The organism is Microbacterium sp. 22303, from assembly GCF_052045265.1.
GTDB lineage: Bacteria > Actinomycetota > Actinomycetes > Actinomycetales > Microbacteriaceae > Microbacterium.
Window position 1 is genome coordinate 87,665 of sequence record NZ_JBQEOQ010000008.1, and the last position, 22,560, is coordinate 110,224.

Below are 22,560 nucleotides of genomic sequence, written 5' to 3' on the forward strand. Positions count from 1 at the left end.
CGTGCTCCGCGGTAAGGCGCCAGTTTCACGGAGGGGCGTTACATCGTCGTTTCTCGGAGATCACGCACGTTTCGCAGGACGATTTGCGCGTCATGTCTGAGAATGCCGCGCGGTTAGGCTCGGCTGCATGGCAGATGACGTTCGCAACGTGCACGAAGCGCTCTCTACGATCGGCGAGCATTGGCAGCCGCATCGACTCGCGAGCATCAACGACTACGACCTCAAGGTGGTCAAGCTGCAGGGCGAGTTCGTCTGGCACACGCACCCCGAGACCGATGAGCTCTTCATGGTGGTGAGTGGACAGCTCACGATCCAGCTCCGAGATCGGGATGTCGTGTTGAACCCGAACGACCTCTTCGTCGTGCCGCGGGGCGTCGAACATTGCCCGAAGGCAGAGGGAGAAGTCCAGGCGATCCTGTTCGAGCCCCAGGGGACGCTCAACACCGGGGACGCGGGTGGAGATCGGACGGCGCAGCTGCGCGAGCTCAGTTAGCAGCGGGCGTCGCCGCGCGTTGGTACTGTCAGCCGACAGCACTCCAGAGGGGGAGCCATGACGCGCGATGAACGGGACGAGGCGACCGGGATCCAGACCTGATCGCTGCCGGTCGTGTGGGTGGGGTTCCAACTGCTCATCATGTCGATCCTCGGCGTCGCGGGCGTGCTCATCCTGGTACGGACAGCGACCGGTCACGCCGGGCCGCCGTTGTGGTTCCTCGCGCTCTGGTTCGGTGCCCTCGGCGCCGTTATCGCTTAGGCATCACGCCGCTCAGCTGTGCCGGAACGTCGCGAAGGAGGGCCGCAGCGCCGCGGGTGATCCCGTCGTGTCGAAGTCGTGACAAGCAGGCGTTGACGTACCAGATCCGCGTGTCTAAACTCGGGTTTACAACGTTGAAGTACAACGTTGTAAACCCGACCGATCAGAGGCGATCGGAATCACGAGAGGCATTCAATGAAGAAACTGCTTGCGGCCGCCGTGGTCGCCGCCGGCGTCACCGCAGCGTTGACCGGATGCTCCGGATCAACCGGATCCGCTTCCTCGGCACCCGTGACGCTCACCTTCTGGCACGGCTACACCGAGGCCGACGGGAAGGTGCTCGACCAGATCGTCCAGGACTTCAACAAGTCCCAGAAGGGCATCACGATCAAGACCGAGACCAAGACCTGGGCCGTCATCGGCGACACCCTGCTGCCCGCGCTGTCCGCCAAGACCGGGCCGGACATCGTCGCCCTGCCCGCGGAGAACCTTCCGGTCTACGCCGGCAAGGGAGCATTCGCCAAACTCGACGACTTCTATGCGAGCGACGCCGTGACAAGTGCCACGCTCAACAAGAGCGCGGTCGAGATGGAGAAGGTCGACGGCTCGTACTACGGAATCCCCACCGGCTTCGTGCCGCTCTCCGTCATCTACAACAAGGCCCTCTTCGCCAAGGCCGGCATCACGTCCTTCCCGAAGTCATGGGACGAGTGGGTCGCCGACGCGAAGAAGCTCACGGTCGACGCCGACGGTGACGGCACACCAGAGCAGTACGGCCTCGCGCTGCCGGATCACGCCACCGTCGGCAACGGCGTGTGGCCCACCCTGTTCTACGGCAACGGCGGCGGGATCGTGGACAACGGCAAGTCCGTCCTCGACTCGAGCGCGAACGCCGAGACGCTCTCCTACTGGGCGACCGCGGTCAAGGACGGCAAGATCTCTCCGACCGGTCTCGACGGCGTCGCCGCCGACAAGCTGTTCTCGTCCGGCAAGGCGGCCATGGAGATCGGAGGTCCGTGGATGGCTTCCGTGGCCACGGAGAACAAGATCGACTACGGCATCGCCGGCGTCCCCGCCGGCCCGAAGGCCGATGCGGTGTCGGCGATCGGCATCTCCGCCGCCGTGACGGCGCAGGCGGATCCCGCCAAGAAGGCGGCGGCCGAGAAGTTCTTCGCCTACTTCTTCACGAAGGATGTGGCGACGAAGTGGTCGCTGGGATCCGGCTGGCCGCCGCTGCGCACCGACGTTCCTGCCTCGGCCGTCTCTTCGAACCCGGTGGTCGCGTCCCTCACTGAGCTCGCCGGCACGGCACGCCCGCTCCTGCCCGGCGTCGCCGACAGCACCGACGTGCTCGCCGCGGTCGACGAAGCCACGCAGAAGTCTCTGACGGGCGGCGACCCCTCGGCCCTCCTCAAGTCCGCCTCTGCGCAGGTTGCTCAGACGCTCGGCAAATGACCCACTCCGGACGGCCGCCCGCGGGCGGCCGTCCGGCCCACGAAAGCGACCATGACCTCTTCCCACCGCCCCGTCGTGCGCAGACGCGCCTACCGTCCGCCGGCTCCGCTCGGCGGCCGCCCCCGCGCTGCGCGGCGCAGCCCGATCGCGCTCCTCTTCCTGCTCCCCGCCCTCGTCGTCCTCATCGCCTTCGTCGGCTGGCCGATGCTGTCCGCTCTCCGTCTGTCGTTCACGAACGCCAGCGGGTTCGGAGTCGAGGAGTGGGTCGGCCTCGAGAACTACGTGCGCGTCTTCACGGATCCGCGCATCCTGTCGTCACTGGGCAATACGGCCTTCTACACCGTGCTGTTCACTCCGACGGCGTTGGTCGCCGCGCTTCTGCTGGCCTTGCTCCTCGGCAACAGGGGGCTCATCGGCCGGGGCTTCTTCCGCACCGCCTTCTTCCTCCCGTTCATCATCTCCCTCGCCGTCGCGGCGTTCGCATGGACCTACCTGCTCGATCCGCAGGTCGGCCTCCTCAACCATTGGTTGCGTTCGATCGGCGTCCAGCTCGGCAATGTCCTTCAGGATCCGACCCTCGCGATGCCGGCCGTCGTGCTCGTCGCGATCTGGAAGAGCTTCGGCTTCTACATGGTCATCTTCATCGCCGGCCTGCAGGAGATCCCCGAATCGCTGTACGAGGCGGCCAAGATCGACGGCGCGGGCGCCTGGCGGCGATTCACCAACGTGACCCTCCCGCAACTCAGCAACACCCTCGCGTTCGTCGTGACGTTCGCCATGATCGCCGCTCTTCAGGCCTTCGACCAGATCTACGTGATGACCGGGGGAGGCCCCTACCGCTCGACGCAGACGGTCGTGATGGAGATCTATCAGGAGGGCTTCAAGAAGCTCGACCTCGGGGGCGCGACCGCGTTGTCGTACGTCCTCCTCGCGGCGACCCTGATCCTCAGCCTGGTGCAGTTCCGCTTCTTCGGGCGCCGAGAGAAGGACAACCTCTGATGACCGCGCACACCGCATCCGCCTCCCGCGTCGCCACCGTGTCCGGATCTCAGGCACGCGCTCCCCGCCGCCGCCTCGGCCGCATCGCTGAGCGCTGGCTGCTGTTCCTGGCCGTGTCGGTACTGGCTGCTCTCGTGCTGCTGCCGGTGCTGGTCATCGTCTTCACGGCCTTCAAACCCGCCGCGGAGATCAACGCCTACCCGCCGACGCTGCTGCCGGGCGCCTGGACGCTCGACAACTTCACCCGCATCTTCCACGACCTGCCCTTCGGGCGCCTGTTCCTGAACAGCCTGCTCTTCGCGGGCGGGGTGACCGTGTTCGCCCTCGTCTTCGACTCGCTCGCCGCCTATGCGCTGGCGCGTCTCGACTTCCGCGGCAACCGGGTGCTCCTGGTCGTGATCGTCGCGAGCCTGATGATCCCGTTCCAGGCGACGCTCATCCCGGTCTACCAGCTGGTCGCTCAGCTGGGCTGGGTGAACACGTTCGCCGGACTCATCATCCCCCGCGCCGCCGACGCGTTCGGGATCTTCTTCCTCCGCCAGTTCTTCATCTCCCTGCCCCGCGACCTCGACAACGCGGCCCGCATCGACGGCGCAGGGGAGTTCCGGATCTTCCGCAGCATCGTGCTGCCCAACGCGGTGCCGGCGATGCTCACCCTGGCGATCTTCACCTTCGTGAACAACTGGAACGACCTGCTCTGGCCGCTCGTGTTCACGACTTCGCCGGAGATGGGGACGATCACCTCGGGCCTCACCCTCCTGACCGGTCCGAGCGGGATCATCCCCTACGGCACCATGATGGCCGGCGCGCTCATCGCGGTGCTCCCGCTGGCCGTGATGTTCCTCATCATGCAGAGGCGCTTCATCGAGAGCGTCGCGACGACAGGACTCAAATGACGACGACGCAACCGCGCCGCTGGTTCCAGGACGGGCGCCTCCATCTCGGCCTCGGCATCGAGGACACCTTCGTGCCGCAGAGCCGTCCCGGCGAGCGCGCGATCGACGAATACGAGCTCACCGAGCACTACGAGCGCTACGCCGATGACTTCGCGCTCGCCGCCGGAGTCGGAGCCTCGGTGCTGCGCTGGGGCGTCCCCTGGTATCGCGTCGCGCCCGCCGAAGGCGAGTGGGACTGGGCCTGGACGGATCGCGCGATCGAGGCGCTGCTCGCCCAAGGGCTGCGACCCATCGTGGATCTGCTGCACTACGGCACGCCGCTCTGGCTCGAGGACCAGTTCGCGAACCCGGCGTACCCGCGCCACGTCGAGGAGTACGCGCGCCGGTTCGCGGAGCGCTACGGCGACCGAGTGTTCGACTACACGCCGGTGAACGAGCCGGTGATCCACGCGCTGTTCTGCGGCGAGTACGGGTACTGGCCTCCCTACCTGGAGGGCGCCGAGGGCTTCGCCCGGATCGCCGCGAACCTCGCGCGCGGCTTCGTGCGCAGCCAGCGTGCGATCGCCGAGGTCGTCGGGGAGCGTGCCGTGTTCGTGCACGTCGACGCCGCCGTGAGCTTCGTCGGCGACGATGACGCCCCTGAGCACCGTGCGGAGGCCGAGCGCCTGCGTCACCAGGTGCACCTTGTGGAGGATCTGGTGACGGGCCGCGTCGATGCCGACCATCCGCTGCGCGACCGACTGGCCTCGGCCGTCACGGATGAGGAGCTGGAGTGGTTCCGCGCCCACGCGGTGCGGCCCGACGTCATGGGCGTCAACTACTACCCGCGCCACTCGACCGAGCTGTTCGAGGCGGGGGTGCACCACGGCGGCGGTTTCGCCGATCCTCGACCCAGCATCGATCGCGGCGTCGCCGGGCTCCGGGAAGCGCTCGAGTCCTTCGCCCGCCGATACGGGGCGCCCGTCATGGTCACCGAGACCTGCGTGACCGGATCCGTCGAGGAGCGTGTCGCGTGGCTCGAGGACTCGCTCGGCCTCGTCGCCCGCATGCGGGCGGAGGGTGCCGACGTCGTCGGTTACGTCTGGTGGCCGCTCTTCGACATGTACGAGTGGACCTGGCGCCACACCGACGCGCCCCGCGCCGACCACCTGCTGACCATGGGGCTGCACGACCTCGTCGAGTCGCCCGCAGGACTCCTGCGAGCGGCCAATCCCGTCGCGGACCGATTCCGACGCTTCGCCGCCGACGTGGCCTCGCTCTGACCCCTCTCACCCTTCTCACGGAAGCACGCATGAACAAGGCAAGCCTCTCCCTCCGTCCCTCCGCCATGATCGGCACCGTGGCTCCCCGCCTCTACGGCTCCTTCCTGGAGCATCTTGGCCGCGCGGTGTACGACGGCATCTACGAGCCCGGGCACCCGAGCGCAGATGCCGACGGATTCCGCACGGATGTGATCGAGCTGGTGAAGGAGCTCGGCGTCTCCGCCATCCGCTACCCGGGCGGCAACTTCGTCTCCGGCTTCAAGTGGGAGGACTCGGTCGGTCCGCGGGTGGAGCGCCCGCGCCGCCTCGACCTCGCCTGGCACTCCACCGAGACGAACGAGATCGGCTTGCACGAGTTCCAGAGCTGGCTCGACAAGGTCGGCAGCGAGCTGATGCTCGCGGTCAACCTGGGCACCCGCGGCACCGCCGAAGCCCTCGAGCTCCTCGAGTACGCGAACCACCGCAGTGGAACCGCCCTGGCCGAGCAGCGCATCGCCAACGGACGCACCCAGCCGTTCGACGTGCGCATGTGGTGCCTCGGCAACGAGATGGACGGCCCCTGGCAGGTCGGCCACAGCACGGCGGAGGCCTACGGGACCCTCGCGGCCAAGACCGCCCAGGCCATGAAGATGGTGGATCCGGATCTCGAGCTGGTGGTGTGCGGATCGTCCAGTTCGTCGATGCCCACGTTCGGCGAGTGGGAGAGGGTCACGCTCACCCACGCCTACGACGACGTGGACTACATCTCCTGCCATGCCTACTACGAGAACACCGGCGACCTCGGCAGCTTCCTCGCCTCGGGCGTCGACATGGACCATTTCATCCGCAGCGTCGTCGCCACCGCGGACCACGTGAAGGCCGTCAAGGGCAGCGACAAGAGTATTGACATCTCGTTCGACGAGTGGAACATCTGGTACAACACCCGGTTCGAGCAGGTCGACCGGATCGCGGGCGTCGACAACTGGCCGATCGCGCCGCGGTTGCTCGAGGACGTGTACACGGTCTCGGATGCGGTCGTGTTCGGCAGCCTCCTGATCACCTTGCTCAAGCACGCCGACCGGGTCACGAGCGCCTCGCTCGCCCAGCTGGTGAACGTGATCGCGCCGATCATGACCGAGCCCGGGGGCCCGGCCTGGCGGCAGACGACGTTCTTCCCCTTCGCGGCCACCTCGGCGCACGGTCGCGGCGTCGCCCTCGACGTCGACATCACGAGCGGCACGTACACGACGGAGAGGTTCGGCGAGGTCGCCCTCGTCGACGCTGTCGCCACGCACGACGCGGAAGCGGGCCGGTTCGCCGTCTACGCCGTGAACCGCGCCATGGATGCGCCCACCGAGCTCGCGATCGACCTCTCGGAGCTCGGCGACGCGTCCGCGCTCGAAGTGACCGCCCGGGTGCTCGCCGATGCCGACCTCGACGCGGCGAACACGCTCGACGACCCCGATCGCGTCGCCCTGACCGCGTTGCCGTTCACCCGGGACGGCTCGATCCTGCGCCTCGCGCTTCCGGCCGTGTCCTGGGCCGAGGTCCTGATCGGCTGAGCCCGCACGGCGGGTCATCGTCGTGCCCGCCCGCGCCCGCGGCCGGGTCAGCTGGAGAGAGGAAAGAGCATGAGCATCTCCCCCCTCGGGGACAGGTCCCGCGCACGTCGGGCACGCATCGTGATGATCGCGGCGGCCGCCGCACTCATCGCCGGAGCGCTCGCCGCCGCACCCGCACAGGCGGTGACGACGGGGAACGGGTCTCTCGTGTACTCGCCGGCCGCGGGAACCTCCTTCAATCCGGAAGGAGGCCGCGCGGCCGGCACCACCTACGCGAAGAACATCGTGCTGAAGAACAGCGGAACGGCGAACGGCACCCAGATCGTGACGTTCGACCAGTTGGTGCTGGTCGGAGGCACGCAGGTCTATCCGATCTACCGCAGCACCGATGACGGCGCCACCTGGACGCACGCGACGGACGTCGTGCCCAGCGCCACGTTCCCCACCCTGACGAGGACCGCACAGCCGTTCCTCTACGAGGTGCCGCAGACGACCGGATCGCTCGCCGCGGGCACGTTGCTGCTCGCGGGCATGGTCATGCCGGAGGACCGGTCGAGCAGTCGCCTCGTGGTGTACAAGAGCGCCGATCACGGGCTGTCCTGGTCGTACCTGAGCACGATCGACGCGGGCGGCCCCGCCGTCTACGACCCTTCGCCCTCGTCCACGACCAGCACGGTGTGGGAGCCGTCGCTCATCGTCGACGGGCAGGGCGGTCTCGCCGCCTACTTCTCGGACGAGCGGCAGAAGTCCAGCGGCGTGCTGCAGGCCGTCTCGTACCGGCGCTCGACCGACGGCGGCCAGACCTGGGGACCCCTCGTCAACGTCTCGGCGCCGACCAACCAGTCGGATCGTCCCGGCATGATCACCGTCACCAAGCTGCCGGACGGCCGATACCTCGCCACCTATGAGGTCGTGAATCGTCCCTCGCAGACGAAGAACACCGCACCCGTCTATTTCAAGACCTCGCCGGACGGGCTCAACTGGGCTCCGACGTCGAGCATCGGCACGGCGATCGCGCTCGCGAACGGCCGGGGGATCGGATCCTCGCCCTACGTCAAGTGGGTGCCCGCGGGAGGGCCGAAGGGCATGGTCGTCGTGGCGTCGAAGTGGTCGCTCGATGCGACGGGCGCCATCGACGGCGGGCAGAACTTCTACGTCAACTACAACCTGGGCGAGGGGCCCTGGGAGCGGCTGCCGATGGCGGTCACCTACGACGGACCCGATGCCGAGGGCGGCACGTTCAGCGGATTCGCGCAGAGCATCGACTCCTCGGTCGATGGGCGCACGCTCTACCAGGCGACGAACGTCGAGAACCCGGCGACCACGTACAACGACATCCGGGTGGGATCCATCCCGCTCGACGCCCAGCAGTACGAGGCGGAGAAGGCCGCGCGCACCTCGGACACGTCCCTCGTGACCGATCCCGACGCCTCGAACGGCGGCAAGGTCGGCAACATCAACAACGCCACCAGCACGGTGACCTTCACGGTGCACGTGCCGACCGCGGGCTCGTACGTCATGAACGTGCGCTACGACAACGGCACCGGCGCGGCATCGACGCACGGCGTGCGTGTGAACGGCGGTTCGTCGACGGCGCTGAACTACCCGGCGACCGTCAACTGGGGTCGGTACGGATGGGCGCAGATGCCGGTCACGCTGAACGCCGGCGCCAACACCATCGCGTTCGCCAAGGGCACCTCGTACGCCGAGCTCGATGCGATCCAGCTCGCGCAGGCCGGCGGACTGGACCCCCAGTTCCGGATCGCGAGCCGCACCAGCGGCAAGTACCTCGAGATCGCCAGTGCGCTGACGACCGATGGGGCAGGCGCGGGGCAGTGGGGCGACACCGGCAACGCCACGCAGGTCTGGAACGTGCGCACGGTGCCCAACGGGCTCCAGCTCCTCAACGCCAACAGTGGCAAGCTGCTCGAGATCCCCGGCGCGCAGACAGCCGACGGCGTGCGCGCCGCCCAATGGGGTCCGACCGGGAACGCCACCCAGGTCTGGGCGCCGAGCACGTCGGGCGGCTACTGGATCCTGACCAACGCCAACTCGGGGAAGCCGCTGGAGATCGCAGGTGGATCGACGGCGGACGGAGCGTACGCGCAGCAGCGGACCGCGGACGGATCGGCGCAGCAGCAGTGGCGCCTGCTCCGCGAGGGCATCCAGTAGCGCGCGGGCGTGAGGAGGGCGGCGCGTTCGCCGTCGCCCTCCTCACGTCGCGGTCGATCCTGCACCGCAGCGGACGAAGCGCCCGCGCGGTGCGCGATCAGGCCGGGGCGGACTCCCGCTCACGGATCCGGAAGTCGGCCAGCAGTAGCCGCGGCGCCTGATCCAACTCGCCCGAGATGCGCTCGAGCAGGGCGTCCACCGCCGTCTTCGCGATCCATTCGCGACCGGGATCGACCGTGGTCAGCGACGGGATCGAGTACTCCGCCTCGTCCAGGTCGTCGAAGCCGATCACGGCGACGTCGTCCGGTACGCGCCGGCCGGCCTCCTGGAGCACGCGCATGGCGCCGAGCGCGAGCGTGTCGTTGAGCCCGAACACGGCGTCGAATTCCACGCCGCGCGCGAGCACGTCGCGCATCGTGAGTGCGCCGTTGGCGCGGTGCCAGAACGTCGTGTACCCGATCAGATCCTCGTCGAACCCGATCCCCGCCTCCTCCAGCGCCTCGCGATAGCCCTGGAGGCGGAGTGCGGCGGATCCGACGACCTCGCCCTCGTGCGCGCCGACCACCGCGATGCGGCGCCGACCGGACGCGAGCAGATACGCCGTCGCCGCCCGTGCGGCCTCCACATTGCGCATCGTCACGTGGTCGGTGGGCCCGTCGAAGATGCGCTCGCCGAGCAGCACCATCGGGTAGGGGACCTGGAGGGCGGCTGCGTCCTCCTGGCCGAGGCCCAGGGGACTGAAAATGAGCCCGTCCGTCAGCTTGAGCCGGGGACTGCGCAGCAGTTCGCGCTCACGGGCCGGATCCGCCCCGGTCTGCTCCACCAGCACCGAGATCCCCGAGGCCTCCGCGGCGGCGATCACGGAGGCTGCCAGTTCTGCGAAGTAGGCCAGGCCCAGGTCGGGCAGAGCGAGCGCGATCGCACCGGTGCGTCCCGATCGGAGGTTGCGCGCGGTGAGGTTCGGCGTGTAGCCCAGCTCGGCGATCGCGTCCTCGACCCGCTGCTTCGTGGCGGGGCGGATGTGCGGGTAGTCGTTGATCACGTTCGACACCGTCTTGATGGAGACGCCGGCGATCCGCGCCACGTCGTGCAGCGTCACCGCCATGTGCACCCCCTGTCCCGAGCCACTCTACAACGTTGCAGAGGGTCGGGCCCCCGTCATGCATGCCGCGGAAGCCCTGTCGACCACGGTATCGCGGGCGAAGCGGGATTCGACGTGGCGAACTCCGGCGAATTCCTATTACCTCCACTTGGAGGTTTCTGCTACGCTGACCGCACGGGCCGCGTGCGCCCGTCCCCTCTCAGAGAAGGAAGGTCGACGTGGCCCTGCCAGAAACCTCGGTTCAGCTGTACACACTCGCAGCGGAGTTCTCCGCCGACATGTCGGGCTCGCTCGACAAGCTCGCCGCCATCGGACTGCGCAACGTGGAGGCGTTCGACTTCGTGCGCCGCCCGGACGAGATCCGCGCCGCGCTCGACGCCTCGGGCCTCGCCTCGCCCACCGGGCACGCTCCGCTGCTCTCCGACGAGCTGTGGACGCCGGATGGATCCATTCCGACGCCCGCGCCGGAGGTCGTCTTCGAGGCTGCCGCGAAGCTCGGCATGACCACCGTCATCGACCCGTTCGTAGCCCCTGAGCGCTGGTTCACGCTGGACGGGGTCACCGAGATCGCCGACCGGCTCAACGCCCTCGCCGACACCGCGGCGGGCTTCGGGCTCGCCGTCGGCTATCACAACCACGCACAGGAGTTCGTGGCCGACTTCGACGGTCAGAGCGCTTACGAGCGTTTCGTGGCGCTCACCGACGCGCGAGTCGCGCTCGAGCTCGACCTGTACTGGGCGCTCGTCGGCGGGCAGGACGTCCCCGCCCTCGTCTCCTGCCTGGGCGACCGCCTCGTCGCGGTGCACGTCAAGGACGGCATCGCTCCCGAGAGCAACCCGTTCGCCCCGGGCGCCGGCGAGTTCGGCTCGGACAGCCTCGACCAGCGCCACGCGGGCAGTGGCGATGTGCCGCTCGCCGACGCGCTGCGTGCGGCGTCGGCGGTGCAGTACGCCATCATCGAGTACGACAACGCGCCCGGCGACGTCTTCGCGGACATCGCCGCCAGCTACGCCTTCCTCACCGAGGGCGGATTCGCCCGATGAGCGCGGTCGGGATCGGCGTCATCGGCGTCGGCGTCATCAGCGACACCTACCTGCAGAACCTCGCACGGTTCCCGGACACCGAGGTGCTCATCGTCGGGGATCTGCTGCTCGACCGCGCTCAGGCGCAGGCCGAGAAGTACGGTGTCGCGGCCTTCGGATCCGCCGACGACGTGCTGGCGCATCCCGGGGTGGACCTCGTGATCAACCTCACCATCCCCGCCGTGCACGTGGAGGTCTCGCGGGCCGCGATCGCCGCGGGCAAGCACGTGTGGACGGAGAAGCCGCTCGGACTCGACCGCGAGGGCGCCGCGGAGCTGCTGCGCGAGGCCGAGGCCGCGGGGCTGCGCGTCGGCTCCGCTCCCGACACCCTGCTCGGTCCCGGCTTCCAGGCCGCGCGCCGGGCGATCGAGAGCGGCGTGATCGGGCGCCCGCTGTTCGCGCAGACCGCCTTCCAGACCCAGGGGCCGGACCTCTGGCACCCCAGCCCCGCCTTCCTCTTCGCCGAGGGCGCCGGCCCGCTGCTCGACATGGGGCCGTACTACTTCTCGGCGCTCGTGAGCCTGCTCGGACCGGTCGCGAGCGTTGCGGCGGTCGGCAGCAAGGCGCGCGAGGAGCGCGAGATCCGCACGGGTCCGAACGCCGGCACGCTGTTCCCGGTCGAGGTGCCCTCGACGATCCAGATCGTCACCGCCTTCGAGCAGGGCGCGCAGGCGCAGAGCCTGCTGAGCTTCGACTCGGCGCTGGAGCGTCACGGCATCGTCGAGATCCACGGCACCGAAGGCACGATCGTGATCCCCGACCCCAACATGTTCGCCGGGCGGATCGCGTACGTGAAGCCGCTCGGTGTGCTGCGCGACGGCATGTCCTTCGAGCAGGAGTGGGTGGAGATCACCCACGAGGACATCGAGATCGGCCGCGGGCTGGGCGCACTCGACATGGTGCGCGCGATCGCCGCGAACCGGCCGCACGTCGCCTCCGGCGAGCTCGGCTTCCACGTGCTGGACGTGCTGCTGTCCGCCCAGGAGTCGGCCCGCACCGGGCAGACCATCGCGGTCCAGAGCACGGTGGCTCCTGTGCCGCTGCTGCCCGAGGGCTTCGACCCCTTCGCCGCCACGCTCTGAACCGCGCGCGGTGATGACCAGGGGAGGAACGTTTCCCTCCCCTGGTCAGGTTTCCCTCCGCGTGTTCGCGCGTTTGCGGGGAGGGAAACGTGGTGCGGGGAGGGAAACAGGATCCCGGCTCAGTCGGTGCTGTCGTCGCGGGAGAGCAGCCGGTCCAGCATCTCGAGGGCGGCCTCATGGTCGACGGTGTCATCGAGCAGCCACTGCGTCTGCAGGCCGTCGGAGGCCGCGATGACGAGGGCGGCGACGAGATCCGGGTCGAGGTCTGCGCGCACCTCACCCGAGGCCTGCAACTGTCGCACCTGTGCGGCCATCCCGGTGCGGATGCGGCTGAAGCGCTGCGTGATGAACTCCTGCGCGGCGGCGTGCGAATCCTCGAGCGCCGTCGACACCAGCGTCGAGTAGAGCTGCACGAGGCCGGGGATGCGGCGGTTGCGCTCCGCGGCGGTGCGCATCGACAGCGCGGGGCGGACGTCCGCGGGAATCGGATGGGCGGTGTCGGTCGCGCTCTCGGACGCGCGGTAGACCTCGACCAGCAGCTCCTCGAGGGATCCGAAGTAGTGCGTCAGCGCCGCATGGGTGACGCCGACCTCCTGCGCGATCGCGCGCAGGCTCGTCTTCTGCGATCCGCGGCGTGCGAACACCTCGATGGCCTTGTCGAGGATCTCCTGCCGCCGGGCGATGCCCTTGCGATAGCGGCCGGTGCTGCGGGGCGCTGCGGAGGAATCGGCCATCACTCGATGATAGCGAGGCGGCCTGTCGGCGCCCGCGGAGATGCCGCGGGCATGGGAGGCTCTTCGATCGAGGAGTCGACGGACGTCGGCACCAGGATCGCGTCGCCGCGCGGACGGCGGACGGACCACGGGAGAGGATGCAGGGCATGGCGGTCGAACCAGGGATCTACCAGCACTTCAAGGGCGCCCGCTACGAGGTGATCGCGGTGGGCCGGCACAGTGAGACCGAGGAGCAGCTGGTCTTCTACCGCAAGCTCTACGACGACTACAGCCACTGGGCGCGCCCGCTCGCCATGTTCGAGGAGCGCGTCGAGCGCGACGGATACAGCGGCCCGAGGTTCACGCGCGTCGCCTGAGCGAGGCGCGTAGTCTGGCTTCCGGCCGTGTGCGGGAGGAGGTGGGCGGATGACCGGATCCGATCCGCGTTCTCCTGATCCGCGTTCTCCTGATCCGTCGTCCTCGCGCCCGCCGACCGCCCTGATCCGGGTGTGGGCGCGAAGCCATTTCACGCTCGCGCCGGCTCCGAGCCGTCGATGGCCGGTCGCCCTGCAGGCGGCACTGTCGATGTTCCTGCCCGTGGCCCTGTTCACGCTGCTGGGGCAGCCGGCCGTCGGGGTGATGGCGGCGAGCGGCGCCTTCACGGCGATCTACCTGGTCGGCGCCGCCCCGCTCGTGCGTCTTCGTCTGCTGCCCGTCGTGGGCGTGGCGATCCTCCTGTGCGCGGCGATCGGCGCAGTGCTCGCCCCGTACCCCGCGGCCGCCGCGATCGGCCTGGTCGTGGTCTCGCTCGCCACCGCCGCGTTGCACTACGGTTTCCGGCTGGGTCCGCCCGGACCGGTGTTCTTCGTGCTGGTCTACGGGCTCGCCACGCACGTCACCGGGATCTCCGGCGGCCGGCGGATCGTGGATCCGTTGCTCTTCCTCGGCGCGCTCGCCGTGGGCGCCCTCACCGCCTACGTGATCGCCGTGGCGGCCTTCCTGATCGCGCGCGCCAGGGGCGTCGTCGCCCCGCCGCCGCGGACGCAGATCGCCCGTCGTCCGCGGCTGGACCGCGACGCCCGGGCGCTGCTGCTGCGGGTGGCGGTCGTCGCGATCGCCGGAACGCTGCTCAGCATGCTGCTCGTCGACCCCCAGCGCGCGTACTGGACGGTGTGCGCCGGAATCGCCGTGATCGGCGTCAATGTCGGCCGGCGGGTCGCCTTCATCCGGGGCAGCCAGCGCTTCCTCGGCACCGTCGTCGGGGCGGGGCTCTTCGCGCTGCTGGGATCTTTTCCGATCCCGGTGATCGTGCTGCCGTTCCTGCTGGCGGGCCTCCAGTTCACGGTCGAGATCTTCGTGGTGCGCAACTATGCGCTCGCGCTCGTCTTCATCACGCCGCTCGTGCTGTTCATCATCACCTCCACGGCGGGCGCCGGCGGCGGGATCCCCTGGGATCTGATCCTGGAGCGCATCGTCGACACCCTGATCGGCGCCGTGCTGGGTGCCGCCACGGGGATCTTCCATCCCCGCGCGGCCCTGCGCCGCTCGTGACGTTCGCGGCCGGGCGGGGCCTCCACCGTGCTCCGAACCTCCTGCGGCCTCGCTCGACGCGCCCCGGACGCGGCAGAGTAGAGCCAGAGCACGATCCCGACCTGGAGGTCACCATGACCGACGACCGCGCGTCAGCTTTCCTCGCCCTGCACCACGGCGGCGGCTTCGTGCTGCCGAACGCGTGGGATCCGGGATCCGCGCGAATGCTCGCGCAGCTCGGCTTCCCCGCGATCGCGACGACGAGCGCCGGCATCGCGTGGTCGCTCGGCGTGCCGGACGGTGGCGCGCTGGACCTCGACACCATGCTCGAGAAGGTCGCGGCGATCGTCGCCGCCGTCGACGTGCCGGTGACCGCCGACCTCGAGGCGGGATACGGCGATGATCCGCAGGACGTCGCGCGCACGGTCCTGCGTGCCGTCGACGTCGGCGTGGTCGGCGCCAACCTCGAGGATGCGGTGGAGGGTGTGCTGTTCGGCATCGAGGAAGCGGCCGAGCGGATCGCTGCGGCCCGCGACGCGGCGCCCCGCGGCACGTTCGTGATCAACGCGCGCACCGACGCGTACTTCAGGCCCGGGGCCCACGATCCCTTCGAGGAGACCGTCGCGCGGGCGCTCCGCTTCGTCGAGGTCGGCGCGGACTGCGTGTTCGTGCCCGGCGTGAACGACGAGGAGACCGTTCGTCGCCTCGCTGCCGAGATCCCGGCCCCGCTGAACATCGTGGCGGGACTCGCCGCGCACCTCATCCCCGTGCCCCAGCTCTTCGCCCTCGGCGTGAAGCGGGTGAGCCTCGGCGGCAGCCTCGCCCGCGTCGCGCTCACCGCGCTCGAACGCGCCGGCCGCGAACTGCTCGACACGGGCACGCTCGGCTTCCTCGACGGCGCGCTGCCGTACGCGGAAGTGCAGCGCCGGTTCGCAGGCTGAGGGCGAACCGGCGCGGCGACCGACGCGGGCCGGCCCGATCCGAGACCGACCCGCGCCGGGCCCGATCAGCGTCCGACGCTCGACATGTCGGCGTAGCGGTCGCCGGCGGCGGACGGGAGCGCCTCGAGCGCGGCGAGCTGCTCCGCCGTCAGCACGAGCGCGTCTGCCGCGACGTTCTCCTCGAGACGCGAGACCCGCTTCGTGCCGGGGATCGGCGCGATGTCATCGCCCTGCGCGAGCACCCACGCCAGGGCGACCTGGGCGGGTGTCGCATCGAGCTCGATGGCGACCTGTTCGACGGCGTCGACGATGCGAAGGTTCGCGTCGAGGTTCTCTCCGACGAAGCGCGGGTTGCTCCGGCGGAAGTCGCCGGCGTCCAGAGAATCGGCGGAGCGGATCGCGCCGGTGAGGAAGCCGCGGCCCAGCGGCGAGTACGGCACGAGGCCGATGCCCAGCTCGCGCAGCACCGGCAGCAGCTGCTCGGCGGGCTCCCTGGTCCACAGCGAGTACTCGGTCTCCAGCGCGGTCACGGGATGCACCGCGTGCGCACGGCGCAGCGTCTCCTCGCCGGCCTCGGAGAGTCCGTAATGCAGGATCTTCCCCTCCGCGACCAGCTCGGCGAGCGCCCCGACGGTCTCCTCGATCGGCGTCTCGGGATCCATCCGGTGCTGATAGTAGAGATCGATCCGGTCGGTGCCGAGGCGCTGCAGCGACCCCTCGACCGAGCGGCGCACGTTCTCCGGGGTGCCGTCCAGCCGACGGCCGCCATCCGATCCCGCGAGGATGCCGAACTTCGTGGCGATCACGACGCCGTCGCGTCGCCCCGCCAGCGCCCGGCCGACCAGCTCCTCGTTCGTGTGCGGGCCGTACATCTCCGCGGTGTCGAGCATGGTGACGCCGAGATCGAGTGCACGGTGGATCGTGCGGATGGACTCCGCCTCGTCCGTGTTCGCACCGGAGTAGAAGGCCGACATGCCCATGCAGCCGAGTCCGAGCCGGCCGACGGAGAGGGTGCCGAGAGTCGCGTGCTTCATGAGGAGAGCCTTTCGGAGTAGAGAGCGATCTTGATGTCGATGGCGCCGAGGGCGTCGTCCAGCTCCGCCCGCCGGGTCAGCACGGTCTGGCGGTGCTCGCGGAGGAGGGCCAGCCGGTCCGCGCTGGTGCCGTCGCCGGCCCGCGCGAGCTCGACGTAGCGCCGGAGCGTCGCGATCGGCATGGCGGTGGAGCGGAGCTTGCGCAGGAAGCCGAGCCAGGCGATGTCGCCGTCGGTGTACCGGCGGCGGTCGGACGACTCCCGGTCGAGGGGCGTCAGCAGAAGCCCCTCCCGCTCGTAGTAGCGCAGGGTGTGCGCGGTCAGCCCGAGCTCGTGCGCCGCCTCGGAGATCGAGCGCGTCGTGGTGGTTTCCAGCATGCGCCCCACGCTACGACTTCGAGCGCGCTCTAAGTCAAGGCGAGAAGGAGATCACACGGCGGCGAGCACAGACAGCACATTGCCGGCCGGGTCGGTGAACCAGGCGATGTCCGGTCCGCGGCCCGGACCGCCGTGCGCGATGCCCTTCTCGTCGGTGCCGAAGTCCGGATCCGTGTAGATCTTCGTCACGACGCCGCGGGCGTTGAGGTCGTCCACGGCCGCCTCGACGTCCTCGACGGGGAAGTTCAGGATCGTGAAGCTCGCAGGGGTGTGGTTCGGCTTCGCGTAGACGAGAACGGATCCGCCCTCAGGCAGCCGGATGTCGAGGAACCCCATCGGATTGGTCGAGACGTCCATGCCGAGGATCTCGCCGTAGAAGGTCCGGGCGGCATCGATGTCATCGACGCTGAACCCGCTGAACGCGTGCGTGGTCTGGAAGCCGGTCATGCCCTCAGCATGCGCTCCTCGGGCCGTCCCGTCCAGGGGCACGGCGTGCCGTCCGCATCGTCGCCGGGCGTGATGGTCAGCCCGCAGCGGTGCGCTCCGCCTGCAGCGCGCGGCGGAACGAGAAGTCGGCGTTCGCGAAGACGACGTACAGGAGCAGCCCCGGCACGAGAGCGCCGAGCACCGGCTGGACGATCACCGCGGCCGCAGAGAGCCCGAGCAGCACGAGCGCGAAGACGCTGAAGTACCAGCGCCGCACGGACAGGTAGACCGCGGCCTTCACGATGGCGCGCGCCGACGCCTGCGGATACAGCACGAGCCCGGCGAGCGACGAGGTGCACGCGACGAGAGCCCAGGCGGCGACCACCGCGAGCGTCGGAGCGAGCAGGGGCGCCCAGGCGGTGCCCGTGAGGACCGCGCCGTCGTAGAGCACGAACCCGACGACGAGTCCTGTGGCGAGGCCCATCAGCGCGGCCGCCGCACCGCGAGTGCGGTAGCCGTGCCAGAACGCCGCGAACGGACGCGGGGGCTCGTCACCGCGCATCCGGCGGAACACCTCGAACGCGCCGGCCAGCGACGGGGCGAGCGTGAGCGAGAGCAGCAGCACGGTCGGCCAGGCCTGCAGCGCATCGCGCGCGACGAACAGCAGCAGGGCCAGGGGCAGGTTCGCGAGCACGAGCAGCAGATCCGTCATCAGGATCACGTACGCGTACGCGAACATCGACTCCATGGTCTCGTGCCGCAGGTGCAGGATCCGCCGCCGCGGCGGCACGGTGAGATCGTCGGTCACGGTGCTCACCCCTTCATCCCGCTCGTCGCGATGCCGCTGATGAAGTAGCGCTGCCCGGCGAGGAAGATGATCAGGATCGGGACGATCGAGATCACGGATCCGGTCATGATCAGCGCGTACTGCGCGGAGTACTGGCCGATGAACGACTTCAGCCCGATCTGCACCGTCCACAGCTCGTTGCTGGAGAGGTAGATGAACGGCCCCATGTAGTCGTTCCAGGTGTTCACGAACGTGAGCAGGGCGAGCGAGGCGAGCGCGGGCTTCGACAGCGGCAGGATGATCCGCGCCCAGATGCCGTAGTCGCTGAGGCCGTCGATCCGCGCGGCCTCGTTGAGCTCGTCGGGGATGGTCATGTAGTACTGCCGCATCAGGAACACCCCGAACGCGCCGAACGCCTGCAGCAGGATGAGCGCCGTGAACGTGTTCGTCAGGCCCGCCTTCTGCATCATCATGTACTGCGGGATCATGTACGCCTGCCACGGCACCGCGATCGTCGCGATGTAGGCGAGGAACAGGGCGTCCCGCCCGGGGAAGCGCACCTTGGCGAAGCCGTAGGCGGCGAAGCTTCCGGTGAGCACTTGCAGGATCGTGATGACGATCGCGAGGAACGCCGAGTTCGCGAGGTAGCCGGCCATCGGGATCTGGGTCCAGATCTGCGCGTAGTTGCTCCACACGAAGCTCGTCGGCAGCCACTGCACGGGCACCGTGAGCACTTCGTCGTCGTGCTTGAACGACGAGGACAGCATCCACAGGAACGGCAGCAGCACGACAGTCAGCAGCAGGACCAGCAGCACGTACATCGCGATGCGGCCGAGACGCGCGCGGATCCGCCGGCTGCCGCGTCGCGCCGGAACGGGCGGCCGCGCGCGCCCGCCGTCGAGCTCCTGGGCGAGGTCGGAGGTGAGGGTCGACATCAGCGCTCCCTTCTCTGCTGGATCCGGAACTGGAACACGGTCACGACCAGGACGATGAGGAACAGGACGAGCGAGATCGCCGAGGAGTATCCGAACTGGCCGTTCAGGATTCCGTCCTGATAGATGAGCTGCGAGAGCACGAGCGTCGCGCGCCCCGGCCCGCCGCCGGTCATCACGAAGATGAGATCGAAGACCTTGAAGCTCGACACGCTCAGCAGCACGAGCACGAGGAAGGTCGTGGGCCGCAGCGATGGCAGCGTGATGTTCCAGAAGGTGCGCCAGCGCCCGGCGCCGTCCATGGCTGCCGCCTCGTAGTACTCCTGCGGGATCGCCTGCAGGCCCGCGAGGAACAGCACCATGTAGTAGCCCATGTCGCGCCACACGCTGGTGATGATCACCGCGGGCAGCGCCCACCCGGTGCTCGAGGTCCATCCCGGAGGGTTCGCGATGCCGAGCAGATGCAGGAACTGGTTGATCGGCCCGTTCACCGGGTCGAAGAGCATGTTCCACACGATCGCGATGGCGACCAGCGAGGTGATGTACGGGAAGAAGATCGCCACGCGGAAGAACGCGATGCCACGCAGCTTCTGGTTGAGCAGGATCGCGAGAGCGAGCGAGCACACCAGGGTGAGCGGCACATGGCCGATGGCGTAGATCAGGGTGTTGCCCAGCGCCACGTGGAAGTTCTGGTCGCCGAAGAGGCGGGTGAAGTTCTTGATCCCGGCGAACGTGGGCGGGTTGTACGCGTCCCAGTTCATGAACGCCAGCACGAACGCGGCGAGCACGGGCACCAGGGTGAACAGCGCGAACCCGAGGAAGTTCGGCAGGATGAAGCTCCAGCCGATGAGGATACTGCGTCGGCGCATCCGGCGGCTCGCCACCGAGCGCGGCGGGGCCGCGGACGGCCGGTCGGTGAGGGTGGTCATGATCTTCCTTGATCCGGTTCGGGGAGGGACGCCTGGTGCGCCGGATCCGACCCCTTCGACGAGCTCAGGGGCCGGATCCGGCGCGGACCGGAGCTATTGGTTCAGCACCTCGGAGGTGACGCGGCTCTCCATCTCGGCGATGCCGTCGTCCACCGACTTGCTGCCGGTCATGATGAGCTGGTGCTCCTGGTCCAGCACGCCCTGCAGCTGCGCAGCGAGGGTGCCGGTCGCGCCGTCGGGGCGGATCGTGTCGGGTGTGAAGGCCTTCTTCGAGGTCGCGTCCTGCGGCATGCCCTTCAGGCCGAAGTACTGCTTCGTGATCTCGTCGCTGTGGTACGCGGGCACGATGCCGATCGACGCGACGGCCTTCGCGCCGTCTGCTCCCGCCGCGAACGACAGGAACTTCTTCGCCGCATCCTGGTTCTTCGAGTTCTTGCTGATGCCGAAGCCGGTCGGGCCGCCCATCGTGGTCACCTTCGATCCGCTCTTGATCTGCGGGATCGGAGCGATGCCCCAGTCCACCGACGTGGTGCCGGCGGCCGCATCGGCGAGCAGCGGCGAGATGAGCCAGGTGCCCATCGGCACCATGGCGGCCTTGCCGGTCTCGAAGACCGTCTTGTACTGGGCCTGCTGGCTCTTCGCGGTGCCCCAGTCGAGGATCGTGCCGTCCTTCTGCATGCCGAGGGTGAGGTCGTACTGGTCCTTCATCCAGGAGTAGTCGGGCTTGTCGAAGCCCTTGTCCTGCTGTGCGGACGCGTAGCCCTGCACCATCGAGTTCCAGGTGTGGATGTAGGCGCCGTACACCTTGTCCGCTCCATCACCCTTCGTGAGCTTCTTCGCGTCGGCGGCGAATTCGTCCCAGGTGAGGCTGGAAGGATCGGCGACGCCGGCGTCCTTGAACATCTGCTTGTTGTAGAAGAGCACGCTGAAGTCCTGGCGGTACGGGACCGCGTAGTAGGTGCCGCCGGCCTTGTACTCGTCGAGTGCCGGGATCTTGTCGGCGGGCAGCGCCTTGACCAGGTCGTTCACCCCGACGAACTGCTTCTTCTGCGCGTAGCCGCCGAAGTCGGTGAGGTTCTTGACCGTGATGATGTCGGTCGTGTCACCACCGGCGAGCATCGTCGTGACCTTGTCCTCGTAGTTCGCGGCCAGGATGTCGACGGGCTCGATCGTGATGTCAGGGTTCGCCTCGTGGAACGCGTCGAAGAGCGCCTTGAACTCGGGCGTCTGCGCGTAGTTCCACACCGAGATGCGCAACGTCGTCTTCCCGCCCGAGGGCGTGGAGGCCGGCGCGGACGTGCCGGCGCAGCCGGCGAGGGCGAGGGCCGCCGCGGCGACGGTGCCGACGGCGATGAGGGATCGCTTCATGCGAGGTTCTCCTTTGAAAGTGGATGAAGGGTGTGTGCGGGGCGGGCGGAGGAGTGCGAGGGCGGGTCAGGCGCTGAGCTGCAGGGCGTCGACGGTGACCTCTTCGAGCAGGGGCAGGTCGGCGGTGAGGCGTTCCAGCTCGTCCAGCGCGGCGTCGGTCATGCGGTACAGCTCAGAGCCGAGCGAGCCGGCCAGATGCGGCGTGATCATGACGTTCGGCAGGCGGTACAGCGGCGAGTCCGCGGGGAGCGGCTCGGGGTCGGTCACATCGAGCATCGCGTTCAGGCGACCGCTCGCGCACTCGCGCTCGAGCGCTGCGGTGTCGATCACACTGCCGCGCGCGGTGTTGATCACGGTCGTGTGATCCTGCAGAGCTGCCAGCTGCGCCGGGCCGATCATGTGCCGGGTGGACGGCAGCTCCGGTGCGTGCAGCGACAGCACGTCGACGCGGGGGAGCAGGTCTTCGAGGGTGGTGTGCACGCCACCCGCCGCAGCGATCTCGGCCGGATCCGCGTAGGGATCCGCGACGAGGACGGTGACGTCCGCGAGCTGCTGCAGGATGTCGACGACGCGGCGGCCCACGCGACTGAATCCGACGACGCCGATCGTGAGGCCGAGGTTGCCGAGCCGGCCGAACCGCTCCGCGCGCAGCCCGTTCTGGCGGCGGGTCTCGGGGTCGGCGGCGATGAACGGCGCCTTCTTGCCGGCGAAGATGACCGCCGCGAGGGTGAACTCTGCCACGGGCACCGCGTTGACCTCCGCGACGGACGCGGCACGGATGCCGCGCCGCCAGAACTCGTCGCTCACCTGTGCGCGGATGGACCCGGCGCAGTGCAGCATCGCGCGCAGCTTCGGCATCCGATCGAGTCGCGCGGCGTCGAGGCGCGGGGCGCCCCAGCCGGTCAGGAGCACCTCGACCTCAGCCAGCCGCTCGGCGAGGGCCGGGTCGTCGAGGTCGTCCGTGAAGACCGGCTCCGGCACGGTCGCGAGGCGGCGCAGGCGGGCGATCCGTGCGGCGTCGAACTGCCGCTCGAACACCTCGCGCGACATGACGACGAGAGCGTTGGGGGTGGTCGTTGCGGTCATTCCCAGGGGGTTCCGTCCTTCGTCAGATCCCGACGAAGCAGGGCATTGCGTCGTCGCTGAACTCAGTAGATACTCGGACTCGTTCGAGACGA

The 22,560-nt window shown here is 69.0% G+C and carries 22 protein-coding genes; 12 read left to right on the top strand and 10 right to left on the bottom strand.

From position 1 onward, the window contains the following. Positions 1 to 127 precede the first annotated feature (127 nt). The 7 genes from ACTJI8_RS19110 to ACTJI8_RS19140 all read left to right on the top strand — a co-directional run bounded on the left by ACTJI8_RS19110 (position 128) and on the right by ACTJI8_RS19140 (position 9,079). A complete protein-coding gene (locus ACTJI8_RS19110) occupies positions 128 to 493 on the top strand; it encodes a cupin domain-containing protein (RefSeq protein WP_440735018.1) in 366 nt (121 codons plus the stop codon). A 456-nt stretch (positions 494 to 949) separates the two neighbouring features. Then, positions 950 to 2,209 (top strand): ABC transporter substrate-binding protein, encoded by a 1,260-nt coding sequence (locus ACTJI8_RS19115; protein WP_440735019.1) that lies wholly within the window; start codon positions 950 to 952, stop codon positions 2,207 to 2,209. Positions 2,210 to 2,260: 51 nt separating this feature from the next. Then, complete coding sequence (locus tag ACTJI8_RS19120; protein ID WP_440735020.1) at positions 2,261 to 3,208, top strand: carbohydrate ABC transporter permease; 948 nt, start codon at positions 2,261 to 2,263, stop codon at positions 3,206 to 3,208. Then, the gene (locus tag ACTJI8_RS19125; protein ID WP_440735021.1) at positions 3,208 to 4,104 is read left to right on the top strand and encodes a carbohydrate ABC transporter permease; all 897 of its coding nucleotides are present in this window, start codon (positions 3,208 to 3,210) and stop codon (positions 4,102 to 4,104) included. The genes ACTJI8_RS19120 and ACTJI8_RS19125 overlap by 1 nt, the downstream gene beginning before the upstream one ends. Beyond that, on the top strand, positions 4,101 to 5,366 hold the full coding sequence (locus ACTJI8_RS19130) for a family 1 glycosylhydrolase (RefSeq protein ID WP_440735022.1): 1,266 nt from the start codon (positions 4,101 to 4,103) through the stop codon (positions 5,364 to 5,366). The genes ACTJI8_RS19125 and ACTJI8_RS19130 overlap by 4 nt, the downstream gene beginning before the upstream one ends. A 29-nt stretch (positions 5,367 to 5,395) precedes the next feature. Beyond that, the gene (gene arfA, locus ACTJI8_RS19135) at positions 5,396 to 6,907 is read left to right on the top strand and encodes an arabinosylfuranosidase ArfA (RefSeq protein WP_440735023.1); all 1,512 of its coding nucleotides are present in this window, start codon (positions 5,396 to 5,398) and stop codon (positions 6,905 to 6,907) included. Positions 6,908 to 6,976: 69 nt separating this feature from the next. Further along, a complete protein-coding gene (locus ACTJI8_RS19140; RefSeq protein WP_440735024.1) occupies positions 6,977 to 9,079 on the top strand; it encodes an RICIN domain-containing protein in 2,103 nt (700 codons plus the stop codon). Between the two features lie 97 nt (positions 9,080 to 9,176). Here ACTJI8_RS19140 and ACTJI8_RS19145 read toward each other — a convergent pair whose 3' ends face one another. Then, the gene (locus ACTJI8_RS19145) at positions 9,177 to 10,184 is read right to left on the bottom strand and encodes a LacI family DNA-binding transcriptional regulator (RefSeq protein ID WP_440735025.1); all 1,008 of its coding nucleotides are present in this window, start codon (positions 10,182 to 10,184) and stop codon (positions 9,177 to 9,179) included. 215 nt (positions 10,185 to 10,399) lie between these two features. Here ACTJI8_RS19145 and ACTJI8_RS19150 point away from each other — a divergent pair, with 215 nt between their 5' ends. Next, a complete protein-coding gene (locus tag ACTJI8_RS19150; protein WP_440735026.1) occupies positions 10,400 to 11,224 on the top strand; it encodes a sugar phosphate isomerase/epimerase family protein in 825 nt (274 codons plus the stop codon). After that, positions 11,221 to 12,345, top strand: coding sequence for a Gfo/Idh/MocA family protein (locus ACTJI8_RS19155; RefSeq protein WP_440735027.1), 1,125 nt, complete (start codon positions 11,221 to 11,223; stop codon positions 12,343 to 12,345). The genes ACTJI8_RS19150 and ACTJI8_RS19155 overlap by 4 nt, the downstream gene beginning before the upstream one ends. Positions 12,346 to 12,464: 119 nt before the next feature. Here the strand turns inward: ACTJI8_RS19155 and ACTJI8_RS19160 are convergent, their stop codons facing one another. Beyond that, the gene (locus tag ACTJI8_RS19160; protein ID WP_440735028.1) at positions 12,465 to 13,079 is read right to left on the bottom strand and encodes a TetR/AcrR family transcriptional regulator; all 615 of its coding nucleotides are present in this window, start codon (positions 13,077 to 13,079) and stop codon (positions 12,465 to 12,467) included. 146 nt (positions 13,080 to 13,225) lie between these two features. Between ACTJI8_RS19160 and ACTJI8_RS19165 the strand changes: the two genes are divergently transcribed. The 3 genes from ACTJI8_RS19165 to ACTJI8_RS19175 all read left to right on the top strand — a co-directional run bounded on the left by ACTJI8_RS19165 (position 13,226) and on the right by ACTJI8_RS19175 (position 15,529). Then, positions 13,226 to 13,435 (top strand): DUF1653 domain-containing protein, encoded by a 210-nt coding sequence (locus ACTJI8_RS19165; RefSeq protein WP_440735029.1) that lies wholly within the window; start codon positions 13,226 to 13,228, stop codon positions 13,433 to 13,435. A gap of 49 nt (positions 13,436 to 13,484) precedes the next feature. Next, positions 13,485 to 14,609 carry an FUSC family protein gene (locus ACTJI8_RS19170; RefSeq protein ID WP_440735030.1) on the top strand — a complete coding sequence of 375 codons (1,125 nt, stop codon included), beginning with the start codon at positions 13,485 to 13,487 and terminating at the stop codon, positions 14,607 to 14,609. A 113-nt stretch (positions 14,610 to 14,722) separates the two neighbouring features. After that, positions 14,723 to 15,529 carry an isocitrate lyase/PEP mutase family protein gene (locus ACTJI8_RS19175; RefSeq protein WP_440735031.1) on the top strand — a complete coding sequence of 269 codons (807 nt, stop codon included), beginning with the start codon at positions 14,723 to 14,725 and terminating at the stop codon, positions 15,527 to 15,529. Positions 15,530 to 15,594: 65 nt separating this feature from the next. On the opposite strand, the gene ACTJI8_RS19180 is transcribed toward ACTJI8_RS19175, so the two are convergent. The 8 genes from ACTJI8_RS19180 to ACTJI8_RS19215 all read right to left on the bottom strand — a co-directional run bounded on the left by ACTJI8_RS19180 (position 15,595) and on the right by ACTJI8_RS19215 (position 22,468). Further along, positions 15,595 to 16,563, bottom strand: coding sequence for an aldo/keto reductase (locus ACTJI8_RS19180; RefSeq protein ID WP_440735032.1), 969 nt, complete (start codon positions 16,561 to 16,563; stop codon positions 15,595 to 15,597). After that, a complete protein-coding gene (locus tag ACTJI8_RS19185; RefSeq protein WP_440735033.1) occupies positions 16,560 to 16,940 on the bottom strand; it encodes a MerR family transcriptional regulator in 381 nt (126 codons plus the stop codon). Before ACTJI8_RS19185 ends, ACTJI8_RS19180 begins: the two co-directional genes overlap by 4 nt. 51 nt (positions 16,941 to 16,991) lie before the next feature. Then, positions 16,992 to 17,387 (bottom strand): VOC family protein, encoded by a 396-nt coding sequence (locus ACTJI8_RS19190; protein ID WP_440735034.1) that lies wholly within the window; start codon positions 17,385 to 17,387, stop codon positions 16,992 to 16,994. A 76-nt stretch (positions 17,388 to 17,463) separates the two neighbouring features. Next, positions 17,464 to 18,183 carry a DUF624 domain-containing protein gene (locus tag ACTJI8_RS19195; protein ID WP_440735035.1) on the bottom strand — a complete coding sequence of 240 codons (720 nt, stop codon included), beginning with the start codon at positions 18,181 to 18,183 and terminating at the stop codon, positions 17,464 to 17,466. Next, positions 18,180 to 19,088 carry a carbohydrate ABC transporter permease gene (locus ACTJI8_RS19200; RefSeq protein WP_440735036.1) on the bottom strand — a complete coding sequence of 303 codons (909 nt, stop codon included), beginning with the start codon at positions 19,086 to 19,088 and terminating at the stop codon, positions 18,180 to 18,182. The genes ACTJI8_RS19195 and ACTJI8_RS19200 overlap by 4 nt, the downstream gene beginning before the upstream one ends. Beyond that, a complete protein-coding gene (locus ACTJI8_RS19205) occupies positions 19,088 to 20,014 on the bottom strand; it encodes a carbohydrate ABC transporter permease (protein WP_440735037.1) in 927 nt (308 codons plus the stop codon). Before ACTJI8_RS19205 ends, ACTJI8_RS19200 begins: the two co-directional genes overlap by 1 nt. Positions 20,015 to 20,107: 93 nt before the next feature. Continuing rightward, positions 20,108 to 21,382, bottom strand: coding sequence for an ABC transporter substrate-binding protein (locus tag ACTJI8_RS19210; RefSeq protein WP_440735038.1), 1,275 nt, complete (start codon positions 21,380 to 21,382; stop codon positions 20,108 to 20,110). 66 nt (positions 21,383 to 21,448) lie between these two features. After that, positions 21,449 to 22,468: a hydroxyacid dehydrogenase gene (locus tag ACTJI8_RS19215; RefSeq protein ID WP_440735039.1), complete on the bottom strand. Its 1,020-nt coding sequence runs from the start codon at positions 22,466 to 22,468 to the stop codon at positions 21,449 to 21,451. Positions 22,469 to 22,560 lie beyond the last annotated feature (92 nt).

Excerpts from the sequence above, each read along its gene's own strand:
- ACTJI8_RS19110 (WP_440735018.1), top strand. The coding sequence starts at position 128 with ATGGCAGATGACGTTCGCAACGTGCACGAAGCGCTCTCTACGATCGGC.
- ACTJI8_RS19115 (WP_440735019.1), top strand. The coding sequence starts at position 950 with ATGAAGAAACTGCTTGCGGCCGCCGTGGTCGCCGCCGGCGTCACCGCA.
- ACTJI8_RS19120 (WP_440735020.1), top strand. The coding sequence starts at position 2,261 with ATGACCTCTTCCCACCGCCCCGTCGTGCGCAGACGCGCCTACCGTCCG.
- ACTJI8_RS19125 (WP_440735021.1), top strand. The coding sequence starts at position 3,208 with ATGACCGCGCACACCGCATCCGCCTCCCGCGTCGCCACCGTGTCCGGA.
- ACTJI8_RS19130 (WP_440735022.1), top strand. The coding sequence starts at position 4,101 with ATGACGACGACGCAACCGCGCCGCTGGTTCCAGGACGGGCGCCTCCAT.
- arfA (WP_440735023.1), top strand. The coding sequence starts at position 5,396 with ATGAACAAGGCAAGCCTCTCCCTCCGTCCCTCCGCCATGATCGGCACC.
- ACTJI8_RS19140 (WP_440735024.1), top strand. The coding sequence starts at position 6,977 with ATGAGCATCTCCCCCCTCGGGGACAGGTCCCGCGCACGTCGGGCACGC.
- ACTJI8_RS19145 (WP_440735025.1), bottom strand. The coding sequence starts at position 10,184 with ATGGCGGTGACGCTGCACGACGTGGCGCGGATCGCCGGCGTCTCCATC.
- ACTJI8_RS19155 (WP_440735027.1), top strand. The coding sequence starts at position 11,221 with ATGAGCGCGGTCGGGATCGGCGTCATCGGCGTCGGCGTCATCAGCGAC.
- ACTJI8_RS19160 (WP_440735028.1), bottom strand. The coding sequence starts at position 13,079 with ATGGCCGATTCCTCCGCAGCGCCCCGCAGCACCGGCCGCTATCGCAAG.
- ACTJI8_RS19165 (WP_440735029.1), top strand. The coding sequence starts at position 13,226 with ATGGCGGTCGAACCAGGGATCTACCAGCACTTCAAGGGCGCCCGCTAC.
- ACTJI8_RS19170 (WP_440735030.1), top strand. The coding sequence starts at position 13,485 with ATGACCGGATCCGATCCGCGTTCTCCTGATCCGCGTTCTCCTGATCCG.
- ACTJI8_RS19175 (WP_440735031.1), top strand. The coding sequence starts at position 14,723 with ATGACCGACGACCGCGCGTCAGCTTTCCTCGCCCTGCACCACGGCGGC.
- ACTJI8_RS19180 (WP_440735032.1), bottom strand. The coding sequence starts at position 16,563 with ATGAAGCACGCGACTCTCGGCACCCTCTCCGTCGGCCGGCTCGGACTC.
- ACTJI8_RS19185 (WP_440735033.1), bottom strand. The coding sequence starts at position 16,940 with ATGCTGGAAACCACCACGACGCGCTCGATCTCCGAGGCGGCGCACGAG.
- ACTJI8_RS19190 (WP_440735034.1), bottom strand. The coding sequence starts at position 17,387 with ATGACCGGCTTCCAGACCACGCACGCGTTCAGCGGGTTCAGCGTCGAT.
- ACTJI8_RS19200 (WP_440735036.1), bottom strand. The coding sequence starts at position 19,088 with ATGTCGACCCTCACCTCCGACCTCGCCCAGGAGCTCGACGGCGGGCGC.
- ACTJI8_RS19205 (WP_440735037.1), bottom strand. The coding sequence starts at position 20,014 with ATGACCACCCTCACCGACCGGCCGTCCGCGGCCCCGCCGCGCTCGGTG.
- ACTJI8_RS19210 (WP_440735038.1), bottom strand. The coding sequence starts at position 21,382 with ATGAAGCGATCCCTCATCGCCGTCGGCACCGTCGCCGCGGCGGCCCTC.
- ACTJI8_RS19215 (WP_440735039.1), bottom strand. The coding sequence starts at position 22,468 with ATGACCGCAACGACCACCCCCAACGCTCTCGTCGTCATGTCGCGCGAG.